Annotated in this window: 18 protein-coding genes; 6 read left to right on the top strand and 12 right to left on the bottom strand. The window is 68.3% G+C overall.

Going from position 1 to position 18551, the window contains the following annotated elements:
• Window positions 1-13: 13 nt before the first annotated feature.
• On the top strand, window positions 14-1354 hold the full coding sequence (locus tag EV651_RS08785) for an MFS transporter (RefSeq protein ID WP_238156796.1): 1341 nt from the start codon (window positions 14-16) through the stop codon (window positions 1352-1354).
• On the opposite strand, the gene EV651_RS08780 is transcribed toward EV651_RS08785, so the two are convergent.
• From EV651_RS08780 to EV651_RS08765, 4 genes are all read right to left on the bottom strand, one after another.
• Complete coding sequence (locus tag EV651_RS08780) at window positions 1256-2560, bottom strand: ABC transporter permease (protein ID WP_133783915.1); 1305 nt, start codon at window positions 2558-2560, stop codon at window positions 1256-1258. The two genes, EV651_RS08785 and EV651_RS08780, sit on opposite strands and share 99 nt — an antisense overlap.
• Window positions 2554-3243, bottom strand: a complete 690-nt coding sequence (locus tag EV651_RS08775) for an ABC transporter ATP-binding protein (protein ID WP_133783913.1) — start codon at window positions 3241-3243, stop codon at window positions 2554-2556. The genes EV651_RS08780 and EV651_RS08775 overlap by 7 nt, the downstream gene beginning before the upstream one ends.
• A gap of 76 nt (window positions 3244-3319) precedes the next feature.
• Window positions 3320-4615: a peptidoglycan-binding protein gene (locus EV651_RS08770; RefSeq protein ID WP_133783911.1), complete on the bottom strand. Its 1296-nt coding sequence runs from the start codon at window positions 4613-4615 to the stop codon at window positions 3320-3322.
• Window positions 4612-5661, bottom strand: a complete 1050-nt coding sequence (locus EV651_RS08765; RefSeq protein WP_133783909.1) for a hypothetical protein — start codon at window positions 5659-5661, stop codon at window positions 4612-4614. Before EV651_RS08765 ends, EV651_RS08770 begins: the two co-directional genes overlap by 4 nt.
• Window positions 5662-5774: 113 nt before the next feature.
• On the opposite strand from EV651_RS08765, the gene EV651_RS08760 reads away from it, so the two are divergent.
• Genes EV651_RS08760 through EV651_RS08745 form a run of 4 tightly spaced genes read left to right on the top strand, consistent with a single transcriptional unit; the run spans window position 5775 to window position 9507 of the window.
• Window positions 5775-6473: a response regulator transcription factor gene (locus EV651_RS08760; protein ID WP_133783906.1), complete on the top strand. Its 699-nt coding sequence runs from the start codon at window positions 5775-5777 to the stop codon at window positions 6471-6473.
• Window positions 6463-8349, top strand: a complete 1887-nt coding sequence (locus EV651_RS08755) for a cell wall metabolism sensor histidine kinase WalK (RefSeq protein ID WP_133783904.1) — start codon at window positions 6463-6465, stop codon at window positions 8347-8349. Before EV651_RS08760 ends, EV651_RS08755 begins: the two co-directional genes overlap by 11 nt.
• A complete protein-coding gene (locus EV651_RS08750) occupies window positions 8346-9065 on the top strand; it encodes a hypothetical protein (protein ID WP_133783902.1) in 720 nt (239 codons plus the stop codon). Before EV651_RS08755 ends, EV651_RS08750 begins: the two co-directional genes overlap by 4 nt.
• 19 nt (window positions 9066-9084) lie before the next feature.
• Window positions 9085-9507 carry an MmcQ/YjbR family DNA-binding protein gene (locus EV651_RS08745; protein ID WP_133783900.1) on the top strand — a complete coding sequence of 141 codons (423 nt, stop codon included), beginning with the start codon at window positions 9085-9087 and terminating at the stop codon, window positions 9505-9507.
• On the opposite strand, the gene EV651_RS08740 is transcribed toward EV651_RS08745, so the two are convergent.
• The 6 genes from EV651_RS08740 to EV651_RS08715 are packed head-to-tail and all read right to left on the bottom strand — an operon-like array spanning window position 9504 to window position 14972.
• Complete coding sequence (locus tag EV651_RS08740; RefSeq protein ID WP_133783898.1) at window positions 9504-10454, bottom strand: LLM class F420-dependent oxidoreductase; 951 nt, start codon at window positions 10452-10454, stop codon at window positions 9504-9506. The two genes, EV651_RS08745 and EV651_RS08740, sit on opposite strands and share 4 nt — an antisense overlap.
• The gene (locus tag EV651_RS08735) at window positions 10455-11198 is read right to left on the bottom strand and encodes an SDR family oxidoreductase (protein WP_133783896.1); all 744 of its coding nucleotides are present in this window, start codon (window positions 11196-11198) and stop codon (window positions 10455-10457) included. It abuts the gene before it with no gap.
• Between the two features lie 8 nt (window positions 11199-11206).
• Complete coding sequence (locus EV651_RS08730) at window positions 11207-11860, bottom strand: histidine phosphatase family protein (protein ID WP_133783894.1); 654 nt, start codon at window positions 11858-11860, stop codon at window positions 11207-11209.
• Window positions 11861-12919 carry a phosphotransferase family protein gene (locus tag EV651_RS08725; protein ID WP_133783892.1) on the bottom strand — a complete coding sequence of 353 codons (1059 nt, stop codon included), beginning with the start codon at window positions 12917-12919 and terminating at the stop codon, window positions 11861-11863.
• Window positions 12916-13734, bottom strand: coding sequence for an SDR family NAD(P)-dependent oxidoreductase (locus tag EV651_RS08720; protein ID WP_133783890.1), 819 nt, complete (start codon window positions 13732-13734; stop codon window positions 12916-12918). The genes EV651_RS08725 and EV651_RS08720 overlap by 4 nt, the downstream gene beginning before the upstream one ends.
• Window positions 13731-14972, bottom strand: coding sequence for an acyl-CoA dehydrogenase family protein (locus tag EV651_RS08715; protein WP_133783888.1), 1242 nt, complete (start codon window positions 14970-14972; stop codon window positions 13731-13733). Before EV651_RS08715 ends, EV651_RS08720 begins: the two co-directional genes overlap by 4 nt.
• 57 nt (window positions 14973-15029) lie before the next feature.
• Between EV651_RS08715 and EV651_RS08710 the strand changes: the two genes are divergently transcribed.
• Complete coding sequence (locus tag EV651_RS08710) at window positions 15030-15617, top strand: TetR/AcrR family transcriptional regulator (protein WP_238156750.1); 588 nt, start codon at window positions 15030-15032, stop codon at window positions 15615-15617.
• 73 nt (window positions 15618-15690) lie between these two features.
• On the opposite strand, the gene EV651_RS08705 is transcribed toward EV651_RS08710, so the two are convergent.
• Entirely contained in the window at window positions 15691-17151 is a 1461-nt protein-coding gene (locus EV651_RS08705; RefSeq protein WP_202870226.1) for a M81 family metallopeptidase, read from the bottom strand.
• A gap of 128 nt (window positions 17152-17279) precedes the next feature.
• The gene (locus EV651_RS08700; RefSeq protein WP_133783883.1) at window positions 17280-18506 is read right to left on the bottom strand and encodes an amidase; all 1227 of its coding nucleotides are present in this window, start codon (window positions 18504-18506) and stop codon (window positions 17280-17282) included.
• Window positions 18507-18551: the final 45 nt, after the last annotated feature.

Raw genomic sequence — 18551 nt, 5'->3', positions numbered from 1 at the left:
AGTCGTGCGGTTCATGCGGGACTTGCGGACGCTGTTGCGGCGGCGTGATTTCCGGCGGTTGTTTGCGGTTCGGCTGACGTCTCAGTGTGGGGACGGGGTCTTCCAGGTCGCGTTGGCGTCGTACGTGCTGTTCTCGCCGGAACGAGCGCCGGACGCAGCTGCGATCGCTGGTCTGTTCGCGGTCTCGCTGTTGCCGTACTCGATCCTCGGACCGTTCACCGGCGTACTGCTGGACCGCTGGTCGCGCCGCCAGATCCTGTTCGCCGCGAACCTGACGCGGGCCGCGCTCGTCATCGGCGTCGGCGCGATCGTCGCGGCCGGCAACGCGGGCGTGCTGTTCTACCTCGCCGTACTGCTCACCCTCGGCGTCAACCGCTTCCTGCTCTCCGGCCTGTCCGCCGGCCTCCCGCACGTGGTCGAGCGCGACGAGCTGGTGATGGCCAACGCGGTCACTCCAACGAGTGGTACGGCGTCCTTCCTGATCGGTGGCGGGATCGGCGCCGGGGTGAAGCTGCTCGTCGACTCCGACCTGGTCGTCCTCGGCCTGACCGTCGTCATCTACACAGCCGCCGCCTTTCTCGCTCTTCGGTTGCGGCGCGACCAGCTCGGCCCGGATCTGAACGGCGACGAGCCCGGCATCACCGAAGCACTCCGTACGATCGCGACCGGCCTCGTCGACGGCGGCCGACACCTCCGCGAGCGCCCGCAGCCCGCGCTCGGCCTCGCCGCGATCGGATCGCTGCGGTTCTTCTTCGGGTTGATGACGGTCGCGATGATCCTGCTGTACCGCAACTACTTCTACCGGCCGGGCCAGCTCGATCAGGCGTTCGGCGGACTCGCGATCGCGACCGGTGCGGTCGGTGCCGGTCTGTTCGTCGCCGCACTGGTCACGCCGTGGGGCACCCGGGTGATGGCGCTGCGGCAATGGATCACGGTGTTGTTCGCGGCCGCCGCGGTGGTGAGCGCCGTACCGATCGGGCTCTACACCAAGCCCGCGATGGTGGTCGGCGGGTTCCTGACCGGGTTCTGTGCGCAGGGCATCAAGATCAGCGTCGACACCCTCGTGCAGACGGGTGTCGACGACGTGTACCGCGGTCGGGTGTTCTCGCTGTACGACATGATCTTCAACGTCGGGCAGGTCTCCGCGGCCGCACTCGGCGCGGCGATCCTGCCCGACAGCGGGAAGTCCTACCCGGTGCTCGCGCTGATCATGGTCGGCTTCGCGGTGAGCTCCCTGGTGTACGGGCGACTCAGTTCACGTGCCGCGCAGCGCGGTGATCGGCTGGATGGCGGAGGCCTTCCAGGCGGGATAGGTGCCGGCGACCAGACCGATGAACGCACCCAGCAGGGGTGAACCGAACGCGAGCCGGTTGTCCAGGATCGGCGTCCAGTCGCGGACCCAGGACACGCCGACGGTCAGGATGACGCCGACCGCCGTACCGAGCAGTCCGCCGAGGAAGCCGACGATCACGCTCTCCACCAGGAACTGGACCGCGATGTGTCTTCGGGCCGCGCCGAGTGCCCTGCGCAGACCGATCTCCGAGATGCGTTCCAGGACGGACAGCAGCGTGACGTTGGCGATGCCGAGTCCGCCGACCAGGAGCGCGACCGCACCGAGCAGCAGGAACAACGCGTTCAGGTCGGACTCCACACCCTTGCGTACGGCGCCCTGCTTCGGCGGAGCGTCGACGGTCAAGGTGCTCGGGTTGTTCGGCTCGATCGCGATCGGGGCCTGCTCCGCGATCAGTTGCGCGGCGCCGACCGCCGTACGGATCTCGACCGCGTCCGGGGACTCGAGGTCGTAGGCCTGCTTCGCCGTACCGTTCGGCATGATCACCGCGTCGTTGAGTTCGGCGCGGCCGGTGACCGAGTCGAGGATGCCGATCACGGTGTACGGCTCGTCGCCGATGAACACTGCCGGCTGCGAGTCGACCCGGTTGATACCGAGCCGCTCGGCCGCGTGCTTGCCCAGGACAACCACCTTGTCGGCACGCCGGTCGTGACCGTCGTCGAAGAACCTGCCGGTTCTGAGCACCGCGCGTACGGCGTCCCAGAGACCGGAGGAGCCGGCCATCACCTGGAGCGCCTTGCCCGTACCGCCGTCCAGGCCGGTGACGTTCTCGACCAGGTCGTCACCGATGTGCAGGCTGCTGACGGTCCCGACTGCTTCGACGCCGTTCAGCCGCTTGATCCGGTCCGGCGCGTCCCACGGCAGTTGTGTCGCCGCCTCTCCTTCCTGCCCACCTTTGTCGTCCGGCTGCACTACGACTCTCGTCGCTGCGGCCAGGTCGAACCGCTGCGTGATCTGCCCGGCCGCCGTCTGCCCCAGCCCGACCGTTCCCACCAGCGCGGCCACTCCGAGCACGGTGCCGAGCGTGGTGAGGATGAGTCGGGTCGGACGGGCGGCGACGCCGGCCAGCGCCTCGTCGAGGAGATCTCGTACGGCGGGGCGGGACCTGAGCCGGCGTCGCCGGGAGCGGGTCGGGGTGGAGGACGACTCCGCTCCCGGCGAGGTGGACGGCCCGCCGGTCGGGTCCGGGGGGCCTGCTTGGGTTACCACTGGAGGGTTCCGTCGACGATGCGGACCTGGCGTTGCGCCCGGCGGCTCACGTGGTCGTCGTGGGTGATGACGGCCAGCGTCATCCCCTCGGAGTGCAGTTCGTCGAACACCTGCAGGATCGCCTCCGCGTTCACACTGTCCAGGTTTCCGGTCGGTTCGTCCGCGAGCAGCAGACTGGGTTCTGCGACGAGCGCTCGCGCGATCGCGACGCGCTGGCGCTCACCACCGGACAGCGTGGTCGGCGCGAACTCCATCCGGTGCGACAGCCCGACCCGTTCCAGGGCCACCCGCGCCCGTGCCATCCGTTGCCGCCGCGGCACTCCGACGTACACCATCGAGAGCGCCACGTTCTCCAGGACGGTGCGATGGTCGAGCAGATGGAACGACTGGAACACGAACCCGATCCGCTCCCCCCGCAGTACGGCGCGCCGTCGCTCGCGCAGGCTCATCGTGTCCACGCCGTCGAGCCGGTAGACCCCGTCCGTTGGGTTGTCCAACAACCCGAGCAGGTGCAGCAACGTCGACTTCCCGGACCCGGACGGCCCGACGATCGACAGGTACTCCCCCTGCCCGATGGTCAGGTCGATCCCGTTGATCGCCTGTACTTCGGGCGGCCCCGGAAAGAACCGTCGTACGCCGATCATCTCGACGACCGGCGCCGGCAAAGCAACCGCGTAGCTCATCCACGTCCTCGCTTCGCTCCGGGCGCGGATGAGGCACCGACCGCGCTGTGTTTGATGGTGAACTCGCTGCGCTCCTTCACTGCCCGACCACCACCTGGTCGCCTTCGGACAACTTGGCGTCGCCCTTCGGCGTGACCTGCGCGAACCCGTCCGCGGTCAGCCCGACCGTGACCGGGATCAGCTCCACCTTTCCGTTCCGCAGTACCTCGACCCGCGAGGCGCCATCGGACCCGGACGACAGGGCAGCCACCGGTACTGCGAGCACCTTGCCGCTGGTGCTCTTGATCGGGATCGTCACCCGCACGTTCGCGTCCCGCAGCAGCGCGAGCTGACTCGCCGTCAGCGCGTTCGGCGCGACGACCACGTCGTACTGGTTCCCGTTCTTGGTGACCCGGCGGACCTTTCCGGCGACGGACACGCTGTCACCGAGATCGAGCGTCGCCGCCATACCTGCCTTCAGCCGCTGCGCGGTTTCCGCGTCGACCTTGACCGTGACGACCAACGACGCACCGCTGGCCGACATCACCACACCGTTCACTGTTCCGCCGCGCTCGACCTTCACGTCGTCGACGCGGCGCGGCAGTGTCTTCACATAGACCACTTCGGACACGGGCAACGGCGTACCGGCCTTGAACTCGGCCTCGTTCTGCGCTTCCTGCGCGTCCGCGAGGTTCTCCTCCGCGTCGTCCACAGCGCCTTGCTGCACAGACGTGTCTTTCGCCTTCGCATCCTTGGCGGCCTTGAGCTGCGACTGGGCCTGGCGGAGCTGCTTCTTGGCCCCGTCGACCTGCTGCTTCGACTGATCGACGGCCTGCTTGAACTTCTCGTCCGGCTCCGGAGCTTCGTATCCGGCGTTCTCGTACAACTCCTCCACCGCGGCCGACGTGTCCAGCGTGTACTTGTCGTCGACCGTCCCCGGGTCGTACCCGAGCCGGTCGAGCGTCTGCTCCAGCTGCAGCACGTCCGGACCCTTGGACCCGGGCGACAGCGTCCGATACATCGGCAGTACGCCGGCCAGCCCGATCACCGGCCGCCCGGTGATCTCGAGCAGGGCCTTGCCCTCGGTGATCGTCGACCCGACCGCAGGCACCTTCCCCGTGACGATCGGCGGTGTCGTCAGCCCGCCGGTCTCGACCCGGATGTTCACCGCGCCGTCGAACGACGCGTCACCCCGGCCGACCACCTTGCTGGACAGCACCTTCTTCGCCACCGGCACGGTGATCTGGGACGCCTTCGGTGCCGCGGTCTTCGCGGCGGCGTCCTCCGGCGAGCTGATCCGGCTGCCCGCGGCGACCCCGACTCCGAGCGAGACGGTCGCGACCGCGGACACCCCGACCAGCACCCGGCGGCGGGACTTGGGCGAAGCGGTCACCGGTTCGCCGTCTCGTCGCGGTACGCCTCGAGCTCGGCCTTGTGCTGGTCGACGAACTCCTTCTCGGCGGCGTATTGCACCTTCTTGTACGCGTCGTCGTACCCACTGGCCTTGCACTTCTGGTCCGCCACCGCGAGCGCGATCTCGGACTTGCGCAGCTCGGACAGCTTCGCCGAGTCGACCTTGTCGAACGACGGCGGGCCGGTGATCGTCTTGGACGGACCGCCCTTCGCGGGCGGCTTGTTCCCGGTCAGCGTGTCGAGTTTCTGCTGGATCTGCTCACGCGGGTCGTCGACCTTCGTGAAACCGGAGTGCCCGGCGTCGGCCATGCAGTCGGCCCACGCGCTGGTGGCGTCCACCACCCGCTGGTCGGTGTCGATCCGCTTCTGCAGCGCCTGGATGTCCTTGAACAGGCTCTCGAACTTCTTGAAGTCCATGCCGCGGTCCTGGCCGTACACCTCCTTGATCGCCTTGCCCCGACAGCCGAGGTCCTGCTGACCGCTCGAGCTCGGGCCGCCCTTGCCGCCCTCGACGACGATCGCCCCGTTGCCGGTCGCGTTCGGTCCGTTCAGCGCCTTGTCGTACGCCTTCTGTGCGGCTGCCGACAGCGCGCTACGGATCTTGGTGTTCGGGTTCGAGTCGTCGTCGCCGCCGGCCTTGGACCAGTCGATCGTGCTGATCCCGTACCCGTACTGCTCGGCGAACTTGTCCGGCGGCAGGTTGAACGCCTCGCTGAACTTGCTCTTCGCGTTCTGCTCCGGCGGTACGGCGACGTACTCGAAACCGGCCGTCTTCATACAGGCGGCGGTGGCGTCCTCGACCTTGCGCTGCTTGGCCAGATCCTCCTCGGACGGTTGCTGCGCGCCGCCGGCCCGGACCGCCATCTTGAACCCGCCGCCGGACGAACTGACGAAGCCGTCGCCCATGTACTCCGCGAGCGGACTCTTGTCGCTGTGCTGATCGGACGCGACCGGCGCCTTGTCGTTCCCGCAGCCGGCGAGTGCCAGGACCGCCACCATGGCGAGGGTTGCTCGTGAGGTCTTCATGGCAGTGGAGCGTGCCGTCGGGGCGGTGAAGAACCTGTGAAGGTCCCGTTTGCACCTGATGCTCTCAGCCGATCTTCATCGGATTCTCATCAACTTCGGGGACATTGAGGACTATGCCAGCGCGGATCCTGGTCGCCGAAGACGACCTCAAGCAGGCGGAGTTGATCCGGCGGTACCTCGAACGGGAAGGGCACCTGACCGTCGTCGTGCACGACGGCCGGGAGGCGATCGACGAGGCCCGCCGGCGCAGTCCTGACCTGCTGGTGCTCGACGTGATGATGCCCAAGGTCGACGGTCTCGACGTCTGCCGGGTGCTGCGCGCAGACGGCGATATCCCCATCATCATGCTCACCGCCCGCTCGACCGAGGAGGACCTGCTGCTCGGGCTCGACCTGGGCGCGGACGACTACCTGACCAAGCCGTACAACCCGCGCGAACTGGTCGCGCGAGTCCGATCGGTACTGCGCCGGACCCGGAGCAGAGCAGAAGGCGAGGTGTACCGGGTCGGAGAGCTCGAGATCGACCCAGCCAGGCACGAGGTCCGGCTGGGCGGGGAGCTGATCGAGCTGACACCTGCCGAGTTCAAGATCCTCGCCTGCCTGGCGGCGTCGCCGGGGCGGGCGTTCTCGCGGCAGCAGTTGCTCGAGCACGCGTTCGGCTTCGACCACTACGTGTTCGACCGGACTGTCGACGTACACGTGATGAACCTGCGGAAGAAGATCGAGCCCTCCTCAGGCGCACCGGCGTACCTGAAGACCGTGTACGGCGTGGGGTACAAACTCGCGGACAAGGCGGTGAGCCATGCGTCGTAGCGTGCTGGTCAGGTTCCTCGGGTTGTCGCTCGCGGTCGCGCTCGGGGCCGTGATCGCCACCGCGGTGATCGCGACGTACAGCACGACGGAGAAGCTGCAGGGAGAGATCGACGCGAACACGGGACAGCTGCAGGTCGACGGCGAGATCTACGGCGAGTTGTCGAAGTACGCCGCGGATCATCCGACCTGGTCCGGTGTGGACAAGCTGGTGCACGAGCTGGCCGACAAACTCGGACGCCGGGTCGCGGTCACCGCCGACGACGGCTCGGTGATCGCGGACTCGGCCCGGATGCTCGGCGCCGCGCCGGAGCTCCCGTCGGTGCCCGCGGCAACGATCGACGTCCGTAGTTCCGGTGGCGCGAAGCTGGCCGGGCTCTCGAGCGTGCTGAACGTTTACACCGCCCGCAAGACCGTCGCGGCCGGCGCGGCAAGTGGGTTCGTCACGACCGCGACCGCGATCCCGCCGTTCGTGGCCGCGCCCGACTGGGGGTTGACCGAAGAGGAGCAGCAGACCAAGGCGAAGCTCGCCCAGCAGGCAGCCGACTGTTACACCGCGAAAGGCAAGCCCGCGAGCGTCGCGCAGACCGGCGGAGCGGTCCCGCAGGTGATGATCGAGTCGAAGCAGTCCCTCGCCGGCGCGCGCGTGATGGAGAAGCCCGGAGCCGCTTCCAAGGACGACAGCTGTTACTCGCCGGCCCTGTACGCCCCGAGCGCCAAGGCCAAGCTCGTCAACGACGACGAGATCCGCCGCGCGGTCGCCTGCCTCGATGCCGCGGGCATCAAATACCAGATCAACGATTTCGAGGGACTGAAGTCGGTCGATCCCCTGGCCAAGGGTGACTTGACGGAGAAGTTCATCGACTGCACCAGCCAGGCCCGCGCGCAGGCGTTGACGCCGTACGTCGCTCCGCCCGCGAAGCTGTACCTCGGGGCGAAGAGCACGTTCAACGTCTTCTCCGGTGAGGGACTGCTGCGGACGGCGGCGACCGCGCTCGGTGTGCTGCTGATCGCGGCGCTAGTGATGTTCTTCGCCGGGCGTCGACTGGTCCGGCCGATCGTGGCCTTGACGGGTGCGACGCAGCGGATGCGGAACGGAGACCACGCGGCGCGGGTGCCGGTGAGCGGGAAGGACGAGGTGGCGCGGCTCGGGCACGCGTTCAACGACATGGCCGAGTCGATTCAGCGGCACGACTTCCAGCGCAAGGCGATGGTCAGCGACGTGGCACACGAGCTGCGGACGCCGCTGGCGAACATCAAGGGGTATCTGGTTGCGTCCGAGGACGGCGTCGTACCGCTCGATCAGTCGCTGGTCACGTCGCTGCTCGAAGAGACCGGGTTGCTCGAGCACTTGGTCGCCGACCTGCAGGACCTCGCCCTCGCGGACGCCGGCATGCTCCGGCTGCACCCGGCATCACGCGACCTCTCTGAGGTGGTCCAGCAGGTCGTCTCCGCGCACGGACCCGCCGCGGACACCGCCGGGGTCACTCTCACCGCTTCGGTCGCCGGCCCGGCTCTTGCCATGGTCGACAGTGCACGCATTCGCCAGGCTCTCGGAAACCTGGTCTCGAACGCGATCCGCTACACGCCACCCGGCGGCCAGGTCATCGTCGGCCTACGACAGGTCGACGGCAGCTACAACCTGACCGTCACGGACAACGGCACCGGCATCGCCGCGGACCACCTCCCGCACGTCTTCGACCGCTTCTACCGCGCCGAACACTCCCGCAGCCGCACCACCGGCGGCAGCGGCCTCGGCCTCGCGATCACCAAACACCTCGCCGAGGCTCATGGCGGCCGGATCACGGTCACCAGCCGCCTCGGCTCCGGCTCGACCTTCACGATCTGGATCCCCGGAGCTGACACACTGTCGCCGTGACACAGCCCCCGAACCCCTACGGCCCCCCGAACAACGGCTGGCAACAACAACCCGCCCAGCCGCCGTACGGCGCACCCGGCCCAGCCGCCCCCGGCCCCGGACCGAGCTATGGACCGAGCTACGGACCGGGTGGACCGGGCTATGGACCGGGGTACGGGTCGGGCGGTTACGGACCTGGTGGGCCGCGGCGGTCGCGGGCGCTGCTGTACGTCGTGATCGCGGTCGTCGGCGTCTTCGTGCTGCTCGGCGCCGTCGCCCTGATCGTCCCGAAACTCATCGGCAGCGACGACGACCAGGCTGCCCCGACCGCGCCGTCCCCTGCCTCGAGCCAACCAGCGGGCTCGCCCCAGCCCACCTCCGAACCCTCGTCGGCACCCTCGTCCGCACCGGCCACACCCGGGCCGCGCCTCACCGAGGCCAGCACACTCGCCACCAAATTCCTCGCTTTCCTCAACGCGAACGATCAGACGCACGCGGTGGCACTCGGTTGCGCGGACAGCAAGAACCTGCTGGCCGGCCAACTCCTGGTCATGATCGACCCACCGACGAAGCTGTCGGTCACCGGACCCGCAGCCTCGGTGAGCAGCTACTACCCGCGGATCTCGGTACCGTTCTCCGGCACCACGAAGGGCGGCGCACCGCTGGCCGGTACCGTTGACATCATGGACGAGCCGTCCCAGCCGCTCTGCGTGCGTCTGACGTCGCTCGCGCGCTGATCGCCCTGGACTGATTCGGATGGCACCGAGGAAAGCGCGCGTGGCCGACGTCCACGAGATCGCGTCGTCGATGCCGCACGTCACCAAATGGGAGCGGGACGACGGGACGGATCGGCCGGTGTACCAGGTCGGTGGGAAGTCCTTCGTGTTCTTCCGTACGCCGCGACCCGACGCGGTGGATCCGGTGAGCGGCGACAAGTACGACGACGTGATCATGATCTGGGTCGAGTCCGAGAACGAGAAGCTCGCACTGCTGTCGGACGACTCGAACCCGTTCTTCTCCACCCCGCACTTCGACGGCCACCCGTCGGTCCTCGTCCGGGCCGGCCGCCTGGGCGAACTCACCAAGCAGGAACTCACCGAGATCATCCAGGACGCCTGGCTCTCCCGAGCCTCCAACCGCCGCGCAACGACCTGGCTACGAGAGCACCGATTGAGCTAGCTCTGGGGTGCGAGGGAGCGGGCGGTTTCTAGGAGGTTCGTGCCGGTGGGGAGGGTGGCGATGATGGGGGTATCGAGGCCGTTCTCTACGTAGCGGTTGATGTGGGCGCGGCATTCGGCGGGGGTGCCGTGGACTATCAGGGCGTCGATGAGGTCTTCGGGGATGGCGGCCATGGCGGCGTTGCGGTCGCCGTTCGCCCAGGCGTCGCGCATCGGTTTCATGATGTCGCCGCGGCCGAGCCAGTCGTGGAAGGCGGCGTACCCGGGCACGGTCAGGTACGTCGCGATCAGGAAGCGGCCGATGTTGCGGGCCATCTCGGCGTCCTCGGTGACGCAGACGAAGATGCGGGCAGCGAGTTCCTTGTCCGGGCCGAGTTCCTCGCGAACCCGGCGTACGTCGTCGGCCGACAACCAGTTCGTGATCGCGCCGTCGGCCTCGCGCGCGGCCAGTCGCAGCATCTGCGGGCGGAGCGCGGCGAGCATGATCGCGGGCGGTACGTCGGGTGCCTTCTCCAGCCGGAACCGCCGGATCGTGAAGCTGTCGAACTCCCCGTCGACCTTCTCGCCCGCGAACGCCTGCCGTAGGAACCGCAGTACGTCGCGGGTCCGCGCCAGCGGAGGGTCGTACGCGATCCCGTTCCACCCGGTCACGATCGTCTCCGACGACGCCCCGATCCCGAGCACGAACCGCCCCGGCGCGAGATCCGCCAACGCCGCCGCGCTCATCGCCAGCGCGGCCGGCCCGCGCGTGTGAACCGGTACGACTGCCGTCCCCAGCCGCAAAGAAGAGTCCCACTCGGACGCGAGCACCAACGGCGTGAACGCATCCGCACCGGCGACCTCCGCCGACCACAGATCCGTATACCTCAACTCAGCCAGCTCCGAGATCAGCGCACGGTGATCACGCAGCGGTACGCCGGTCAGCGGGACGGTCAGACCCCAGCGCATTCAGATCATCCTCTTCAGCAACGGCAGCGGCGCGAACCGCATGACCTGGGCGAGCGGCCACCACGGCCGCGCCGGCACGTACGCCTTCGCCTTCTCCGCCTCGATCGCGGCGACCATCGCGCGCACGCCCGGTTCGGTGTCGACGATGAACGGCGCGTGGGCCACCCGCTCGTTCATCTCGGACCGGATGTACCCGGGGTAGATCGTGCTGACCTTGATCGGCTTGCCGAGTAGCTCGAGCCGCAGCCCTTCTCCGAGCGAGGCGAGCCCGGCCTTCGTCGCGGCGTACGTCGTGACCGTCTTCGGGAATCCGCGCAGCGCGGAGATCGACGCGATCAGCACGAGATGGCCGGCGTTCCGCGCCCGGAACAGCTCCATTGCCGCCTCGGCCTGGGCGAGCGCGCCGACGAAGTTGGTCAGTGCGGTGTCGCGGTTGGCGTCGAACCGGCCGGTGCCGAGCGGCGCGCCTTTTCCGAGTCCGGCGTTCACGACGATCCGGTCCAGCGGCAGTTCGGCGTCGACCTCCCGGAACACCTTGAACACCTGGTCGTGGTCGGTGACGTCAAGGCTGTGGACAACCACCTTGATCTGTGGATAACTGGCCGTCAGTTCGGCGCGCAGCGCCTCCAGCCGCTCGGTACGCCGGGCGGTCAGCGCGAGGTCATGCCCCTTCGCCGCGAACTGCCGGGCCATCTCCGCACCGAGCCCGGAGCTGGCGCCGGTGATCAGGATGTTCCGTCGCATCGGGAGTCCTATCTGTACGTGAGCAGGTCGGCACCGACGTGGACATGCTCGTTGTAGCTCATCACAGTCAGCCCGCTGCGGCCGGACACGACCTTGGTGATCGCGGTGTTGATCGTCACCGGGTTCAGCTTCGCCCACAGTCCGTCGCCGCCCGACAGCAGCCGGCTCACCACGGCCGCGATCGGCCCGCCGGACGTGAAGACGATCGCAGTCTCACCCTTCCCGAGTCGCTCGGCGGTCCGTCGTACCGCCGCCTCGGACCTGTCGCAGAACGCCTGGAACGTCTCGGTGTACCCGTCACCACGGTCGATCCACCGCTGGGTCGCCGCGGTGAACACCTCCTGGAAGGCACGCTTCGGATTGCCGGACCGCGCAAGGTCGGCCACCATCACCGTGTGCCGCCGGTACGCCGGTTTGTGCGCGACGAGCACCTCCTGGTGATCGAACTCGTCGAACCCCGGATCCATCTCCGCGGTGAATCCCGCCAGCGACGCGGTCTGCTGGTGCCGGTGCATCGAGCCGGACAACACGAGCTGCGGCTGGACCTCCGCAAGCGTCTGCCCGAGCCGCTTCGCCTGCTGCTCGCCCAACTCCGACAACTTGTCGTAGTTGCGCGCACCGAACGACGCCTGCGCGTGCCGAATCAGGTAGATGACCGCCACTCACGCCTGCCGGATGATCTTGCGGCAGCGCCGCTCGAGGAGATTCACCGGCAGCCAGAAGTTCTTGAACCGCGGGTTGCGGGTCTGCTTGTGGTGATAGCGGTAGTAGATCTGCTGCGCGATCACCGCCAGCCGGAACAGCCCGAACACCTCGTAGAACGCCCAGTTCTCCGCCTCGAGCCCGGACCGCTTCACGTAGTACTCCACGATCTCGTCCCGTGTGAGCATGCCCGGTGCGTCCGACGGCTGCAGCCGGAACCGGCGGAACGCCCAGTCGTCGTCGGCCTGCACCCAGTACGCGAGCGCACTCCCGAGATCCATCAACGGATCCCCTAGCGTTGCCAGCTCCCAATCGAGTACGCCGACCACGCGGAGCGGATCGTCCGGCGCCAGTACGACGTTGTCGAGCCGGAAGTCGTTGTGGATAACGCAGGTGCGGACGTCGGCCGGCTGATGAGCGGCGAGCCACTCCATCACGCGCCCGTAGCTCGGTACGTTCCACGTCTTCGCCTTGCGGTAACGCTCGGACCAGCCGCTGACCTGGCGTTCGACGTACCCCGCACCTCGGCCGAGGTCGGACAGCCCAGCCGCCTCGGGGTCGACCGCGTGCAGCTCGGCGAGCGTGTCGATCAAGGTGAAACCCAATTGCCGGGTCTGGGTTGGAGTGAGGTCGACGCCCAGCGCGTGATGCCCGGGGATCGTCCCGACCACCCGCTCCATCACGTAGAACTCGGAGCCGACAACCGTCTCGTCCTTGCAGTAGGCAACCATCTCCGGGACGTAGCGGAACACCGGCTTGAGACCGGCCTGGATGCGGTACTCGCGGCCCATGTCGTGCGCGCTCTTCGCCTTCGTCCCCGCCGGTGGGCGGCGCAGGATCAGGTCATGGCCGGGATAGCTCAACAAGTACGTCAGGTTCGACGCGCCGCCGGAGAACTGCTTCACCTCCGGCAGTCCGTCCGGGACCGAGGTGTGCTGCCGCAACCAAGCGTCGACCGCAGGTACGTCGAAGGCGTCCTCGTCGCGCACAGCGCGAGCGCCGTCCGCCACCCCTGTCACGACCCGTCCGGCGGACGGGTCTCCACCCCAGCCGCTCCGCCGGCGCGCTCCGCCCGTTCCTGCGCGCGAGCGGCGATCTTGCGCATCTGCCGGTCGTACAGCGGCCGGGCGAAACGCTTGGTGCGCCACGCCAGCGCGGCCGGCCGGTCGGGGATGATCAGGAACCGCTTCTTCTTGATTCCGTCCAGGACGACGGCGGCGATGTCGTCCGCGGACCGCGGTGACTTCTCGATCAGCTGGCGCGCGGTCGCGCCCATCGCGGTGTCCGCGCCGCGGATCGAGTCCGCGAGGTTGGTCCGGAAGAACGAGGGGCAGACCACCGACACGTTCACGCCGTACGGATGCAGCTCGTGCGAGAGCGTCTCGGAGAGCGCTACGACGCCGGCCTTGACCGTGTTGTACGAGCTCATCATCGGCGGGTGGACGAGGCCGGCCGCGGACGCGGTGTTGACGATCTGACCGGAGCGCTGCCGTTTGAACAGCGGTACGAACGCGCGGCAGCCGCGGACCACGCCCATCAGGTTGATGTCGACGACCCGGTCCCATTCGTCGAGCGTCTCGACGTCGATCCGGCCGCCGGTCGCGATCCCGGCGTTGTTCACCAGGATGTCCAGGCCGCCCCAGTTCTGCTCGCACCACACGACCGCCGCGTCCCAGTCGGCCGGGCTGCGGACATCGAGCTTCAGGTACGCCGTACCGCCGTCGAAGTCCTCGGCCATATCCGTGCTGAGCATCTGGTGGCCGTCAGCAACGAACCGCGCGACCAGCGCGGCGCCGAGCCCGCCGGCCGCGCCGGTGACGAGGACCCGACTCACTTGGCCTCCTGAACTGCCGAGAGGTACGACGCGAGTTCGATCCTCGCGATCACCCCACGATGCACCTCGTCGGGCCCGTCGGCCAGCCGCAACGCGCGGGCGCTCGTCCACGCCGCCGCGAGCGGGAAGTCGTCGGACAGCCCACCGCCGCCGTGCAACTGGATCGCCATGTCGACGACGTCCTGCGCCATCCGCGGTACGGCGACCTTGATCTGACTGACCTCGCTCAATGCGCCCGCGAGTCCCTGCGTGTCCAGCAGGTACGCCGTCTGCAGCACGAGCAACCGTGCCTGGTTGATCGCGATCCGCGCGTCCGCGATCCGCTCGCGGTTGCCGCCGAGGTTGACGAGCGGCTTGCCGAACGCGGTCCGGCTGGTGCCGCGCTGCAGGGCGAGCTCGAGCGCCTTCTCGGCCAGACCGATCAGCCGCATGCAGTGGTGCACGCGGCCCGGTCCGAGCCGGCCCTGGGCGATCTCGAACGCCTTGCCCGGTCCGACCAGGATGTTCGCGGCCGGCACGCGGACCTCGGTGAAGGACACCTCGCCGTGGCCGTGCGGTTCGTCGTACCTGCTCATCGCCGGGAGCAGGCGCTCGACCTTCACGCCCGGGGTGTCCCGCGGGACGAGGACCATGGTGTGGCGTGCGTACCGGTGGGCGTCGGGATCGGTCAGGCCCATGAAGATCAGCAGTTGGCAGTCGGGGTGGCCGACGCCCGTGCTCCACCATTTGCGGCCGTTGAGCACGACCTCGTCGCCGTCGAGGACGGCCGTCGCCTGCATGTTGGTGGCGTCGGAGGACGCGACGTCCGGCTCGGTCATGCAGAACGCGGAGCGGATCGTCGCGTCCAGCAGCGGCTCGAGCCAGCGCTTCTTCTGGTCGTCGTTGCCGTACCGGAGCAGGACCTCCATGTTCCCGGTGTCCGGCGCGTTGCAGTTGAAGATGTACGGCGCGATGAACGAGCGGCCGGTCAGCTCCGCGATCGGGGCGTAGTCGAGGTTGCTGAGGCCTTCGCCGTACTGCTCGTTCCCCGGCTCCGCCGGCGGGAGGAACAGGTTCCACAGGCCTGCGTCCCGGGCTTTCGCCTGCAGGTCCTTGATCATCGGTTGCGGCTGCCACGGGTCACCGGCGGTGCGGATCGCCGTGTGCAGTTCCGCCTCGACCGGCTCGATCTCGCTGCGCAGGAAGCTATCCACGCGCGCGATCAGATCCTGAGCCCGAGCCGTTGGTTCGAACCCCATCAAGACTCCTCCCTGTCGCCTTGACCGTAGCTCAGCTGCTAAGCAATGCTCAATGGCATGGATCACCGACTGTCAGCGGAGGACCGCAAGAAGCAACTGGTCAGAATCGGCCTGATGATGCTTCGCGACCAACCGATCCACGAGCTGTCGGTCGACGCGATCGCCGCCGAGGCCGGGATCTCCCGCGGGCTGCTGTTCCACTACTTCCCGAGCAAGCGTGACTACTACTTGGCCGTCATCGCCGCGGCCGGCCGTCGCCTGCTCCGGGTCACGAAACCGGACGAGACGCTGGCGCCGGAGCAGCAGCTCCGCGAGATGCTGGTCCAGTTCGTCGCCTTCATCGCACGTCGGCGTACCGCATATATCTCGTTCGTCCGCGGTGCCGCCGGCGGCGACGACTTCGCGGTCGAGGTGTACGACGAGACGCGCGCGGGCCTGACGAAGCGCGTCCTCACCTACCTCGACACCCCCGAGGTCGCCGACGAACCCGCGGCCCGCGAGTACCTCCGCATCCACGCGTGGCTGTCGTACGTCGAGGACCTCGCGATCGAATGGTCCGGCCTCCCCGAGTCCGACCGCCCGTACACCGCCAACGAACTCGTCGACCACTCGATCGAAGCCCTCTACCTCCTCCGCAAGCTGTAACGCGGTGGGTTGGGGAGGTTTCTTGCCCGATACGGGTAGAAAACCCTCCCCAACCGCTCACTCCAAGGCGCGATCAGGCCGATGGCAGGAGTTCTACCTTCAGGTCTGGGTCGGTCATGTCTGGGTCGAAGGGGAAGAGGGGGCGGAGTACGGCGTGGTGGCCCAGGCGGAGGAGGTCTTGGTCTACGCCGCCTGGGGTGAGGGCCAGGAGCCAGTCGGCGGCGAGGTTGTAGAGCTCCGGTTCCAGGTAGCCGATCTTGACGATGACCAGGTCGGTGGCCGCGGGGTCGAGGCCGAGGAGGGTGAAGTCGGCTAGGTGGTGGTACGGCTTGCGGCGGGTCGTGAGGATCGAGTGCAGCCCACCGACCTGCACGACCGCGACCGTGCCGCCGACGGGATCCTCGGAGATCGAGAAAACGGTGCCGGACAGCGCAACCGGACCAGCGGGACCGGAGTCGACCTTGCCGCCCGCGGTGACCTCGACCGAGTTCCCGACACCGGCCGCGACACAGGCGGCGACCGCCTCGGCGTCGGCGATGCTGGCATGGATCGCGGTGGCCTTGCCGGAGGTCAGTTCCTCGATCGTGAGCAGCTGACCGAGCGTCCACGACGTGTCGCCCGCGCCACCGGCGGTCGGGTTGTCACCAGAGTCGCTGATCAAGAACGGCCGGGCATCGCTCGCGAGTCCGGCAGCGACGCACTCCTGCAGCGTCCCGGTCGGCGCGACGAAGGCGAATCCGTCACGGGCGTCCCAGTAGGCCTTGGCCAACTCGGCGGCACGCTCAGTGATCCGTGCGTGGTCGTCGCCCGTGACAACCACGGCCGCACGACACCGCGGCTCGTCAGCCCACGCATACCCGACCCATACAGCAGCATCCAGTACGCCGGGCTCGTCCGCGATCTCGCCCACGCGCCGATAAATCGACTTGGCCGGCTCGAGCCGCGTCGACGTCTTCTCGCCCGGCAGCAGCACGGGCACCTGGATCCACGCCTTCCCCGGCTTCCCGAGTCCGGACCGCAACCGCTCGACCAGGTTGCGCAGCGCCCGCTCACGGCTCTCCATCGCGTCCTCGTGCGGCGCCATCCGGTAGCACGTGATCAGATCGACCGCCGTACCGAGCTCGCGGGACACGTTCCCGTGCAGGTCCATCGACGCCGACACGAGGACCTCGGGACCGAGCACGGAACGGATCCGTGTCGCCAGGTCGGCCTCCGCGTCCTGCCGCCCGACGACGCTCATCGCGCCGTGGATGTCGAAGAACAACCCGTCCAAGGGCCCGGCGTCCTCGAGGCGCGTGATGATCTCGGCGGACAGGTCGTCGTACACCTCCGGCAGGACCGCTCCGCCGGGGAGGGACCGCGCGTGCAGCAGCGGGACCCACTCGATGCCCTGCGCCCAGTCCTTGCCGAGGAAGTCGTACCGCTCCAGCAGGTGGTCACCGCGCCGTACGTCGAAATCGGCCAGGCCGGCCCGGTGAGGCGAGAACGTGCTGGACTCGATAGCGATCCCGGCAATGCCGATCCGAAGGTTCATGTCTAAAACCTGCCACAACCGAGCCGTTTCGCGCACGGCCCAACTCCACATCTGGACACCCGCCTCTCTCAGTGGTCGAGTCGTGGCGCTGGGCGAGCATCCCGGCCAATTGGTGAAGCCTGGTGGATCTACAGCTGAGCCTCGATCCAGCAGGCGACCGCGGACGTCTGTTCGTTGCTTGCGGCAATGACCTGGAGGCCGACGGGCAGGCCGTCGGTTGGAATCGGGAGGCTGACGGCCGCGGGCCTGGTGAGGTTCGCGAGGCGGGTGTTGTTGAGGAGCTGCCGGCGTACGTCGACATCGGCCGCGGTCAACGGCGGCGCGGTGGTGAGAACTGTCGGGGTGAGTACGGCGTCGACGTGCTGGAAGACCGCATCGAGCTCGGCGGTGATCCGGGCTGCGTCTTCCTGTGCTCGTCGATAGTCCTCCGGCTTCACCTGTGCCGCTTCGATCAGACGCTGACGTACGTCGGGTTGGTACCGGTCCCGTGAGCGGCCGCGGTGGTTGGCCACCGCTTCGGGTCCTTGGAGGTTGGCTGCGGTCGAAAAGCTGTGCGACCAGTCCGGGAGCCGCACGTCGACGGCGTCGAGTCCCGCCAGCGCAGCAGCCCAGGCACTGCGGACCTCAGGACTCAGTTGCAGGTACTCGGAGTTCGTCACCACTCCGAGGCGGAATCTGCGGGTAGTCGCAGATCCCATACCTGCCAGCACACTCAGGGCGTATGCGGCGTCTGCTGCGGTGCGGGTCAGGACGCCTACGTGGTCGAGGCTCTGGGACAACGGGAAGACCCGATCGGTCGGCAAGGTGTCGTACGACGGTTTGAAGCCGACGACTCCGCACAACGCCGCCGGGATCCGCACCGAGCCCGCCGTGTCCGTCCCGAGCGCGAGCGGCACCACACCGGCCGCGACGGCAGCAGCGGATCCCGAACTCGATCCACCGGTCATCCGCGACGGGTCGTGCGGATTCCGGCACGGTCCGACGCGGTTCGACGTACCTGTGCAGCCGTAGGCGAACTCGTGCGTGTGGCTCAGCCCGATCACGATCGCCCCGGCAGCACGCAACCGGCGTACGACTTCCGCGTCCTGTTGCCCGATCTCGTCCATGGACGCGGATCCGCAGCGGTACGGCAGGCCTCCGACCTCGATGATCTCCTTCACCAGCACAGGTACGCCGGCCAGCGCACCGGTCCGGGTGTGCGCGGCGGCCACCTTCCGCGCACCGTCGACGTCCAGGTGCACGATCGCGTTCAGGTCCGCCGTGTCGGCGGCCCGTTCTAGCGCGTCCTCGACCAGCTGCACCGGATCCAGCGCACCGTCCTGTACGCCGGCCGCGATCTCCTCCAACGTCCTCACTCACCCATCAGACCATGGAGAGAAGACGGAAACAGGAGCGTCATG

The sequence above is a fragment of the Kribbella sp. VKM Ac-2571 genome (assembly GCF_004362255.1).
Taxonomy (GTDB): Bacteria; Actinomycetota; Actinomycetes; order Propionibacteriales; family Kribbellaceae; genus Kribbella; species Kribbella pratensis.
This window is presented reverse-complemented; position numbering and strand designations above follow the sequence as displayed.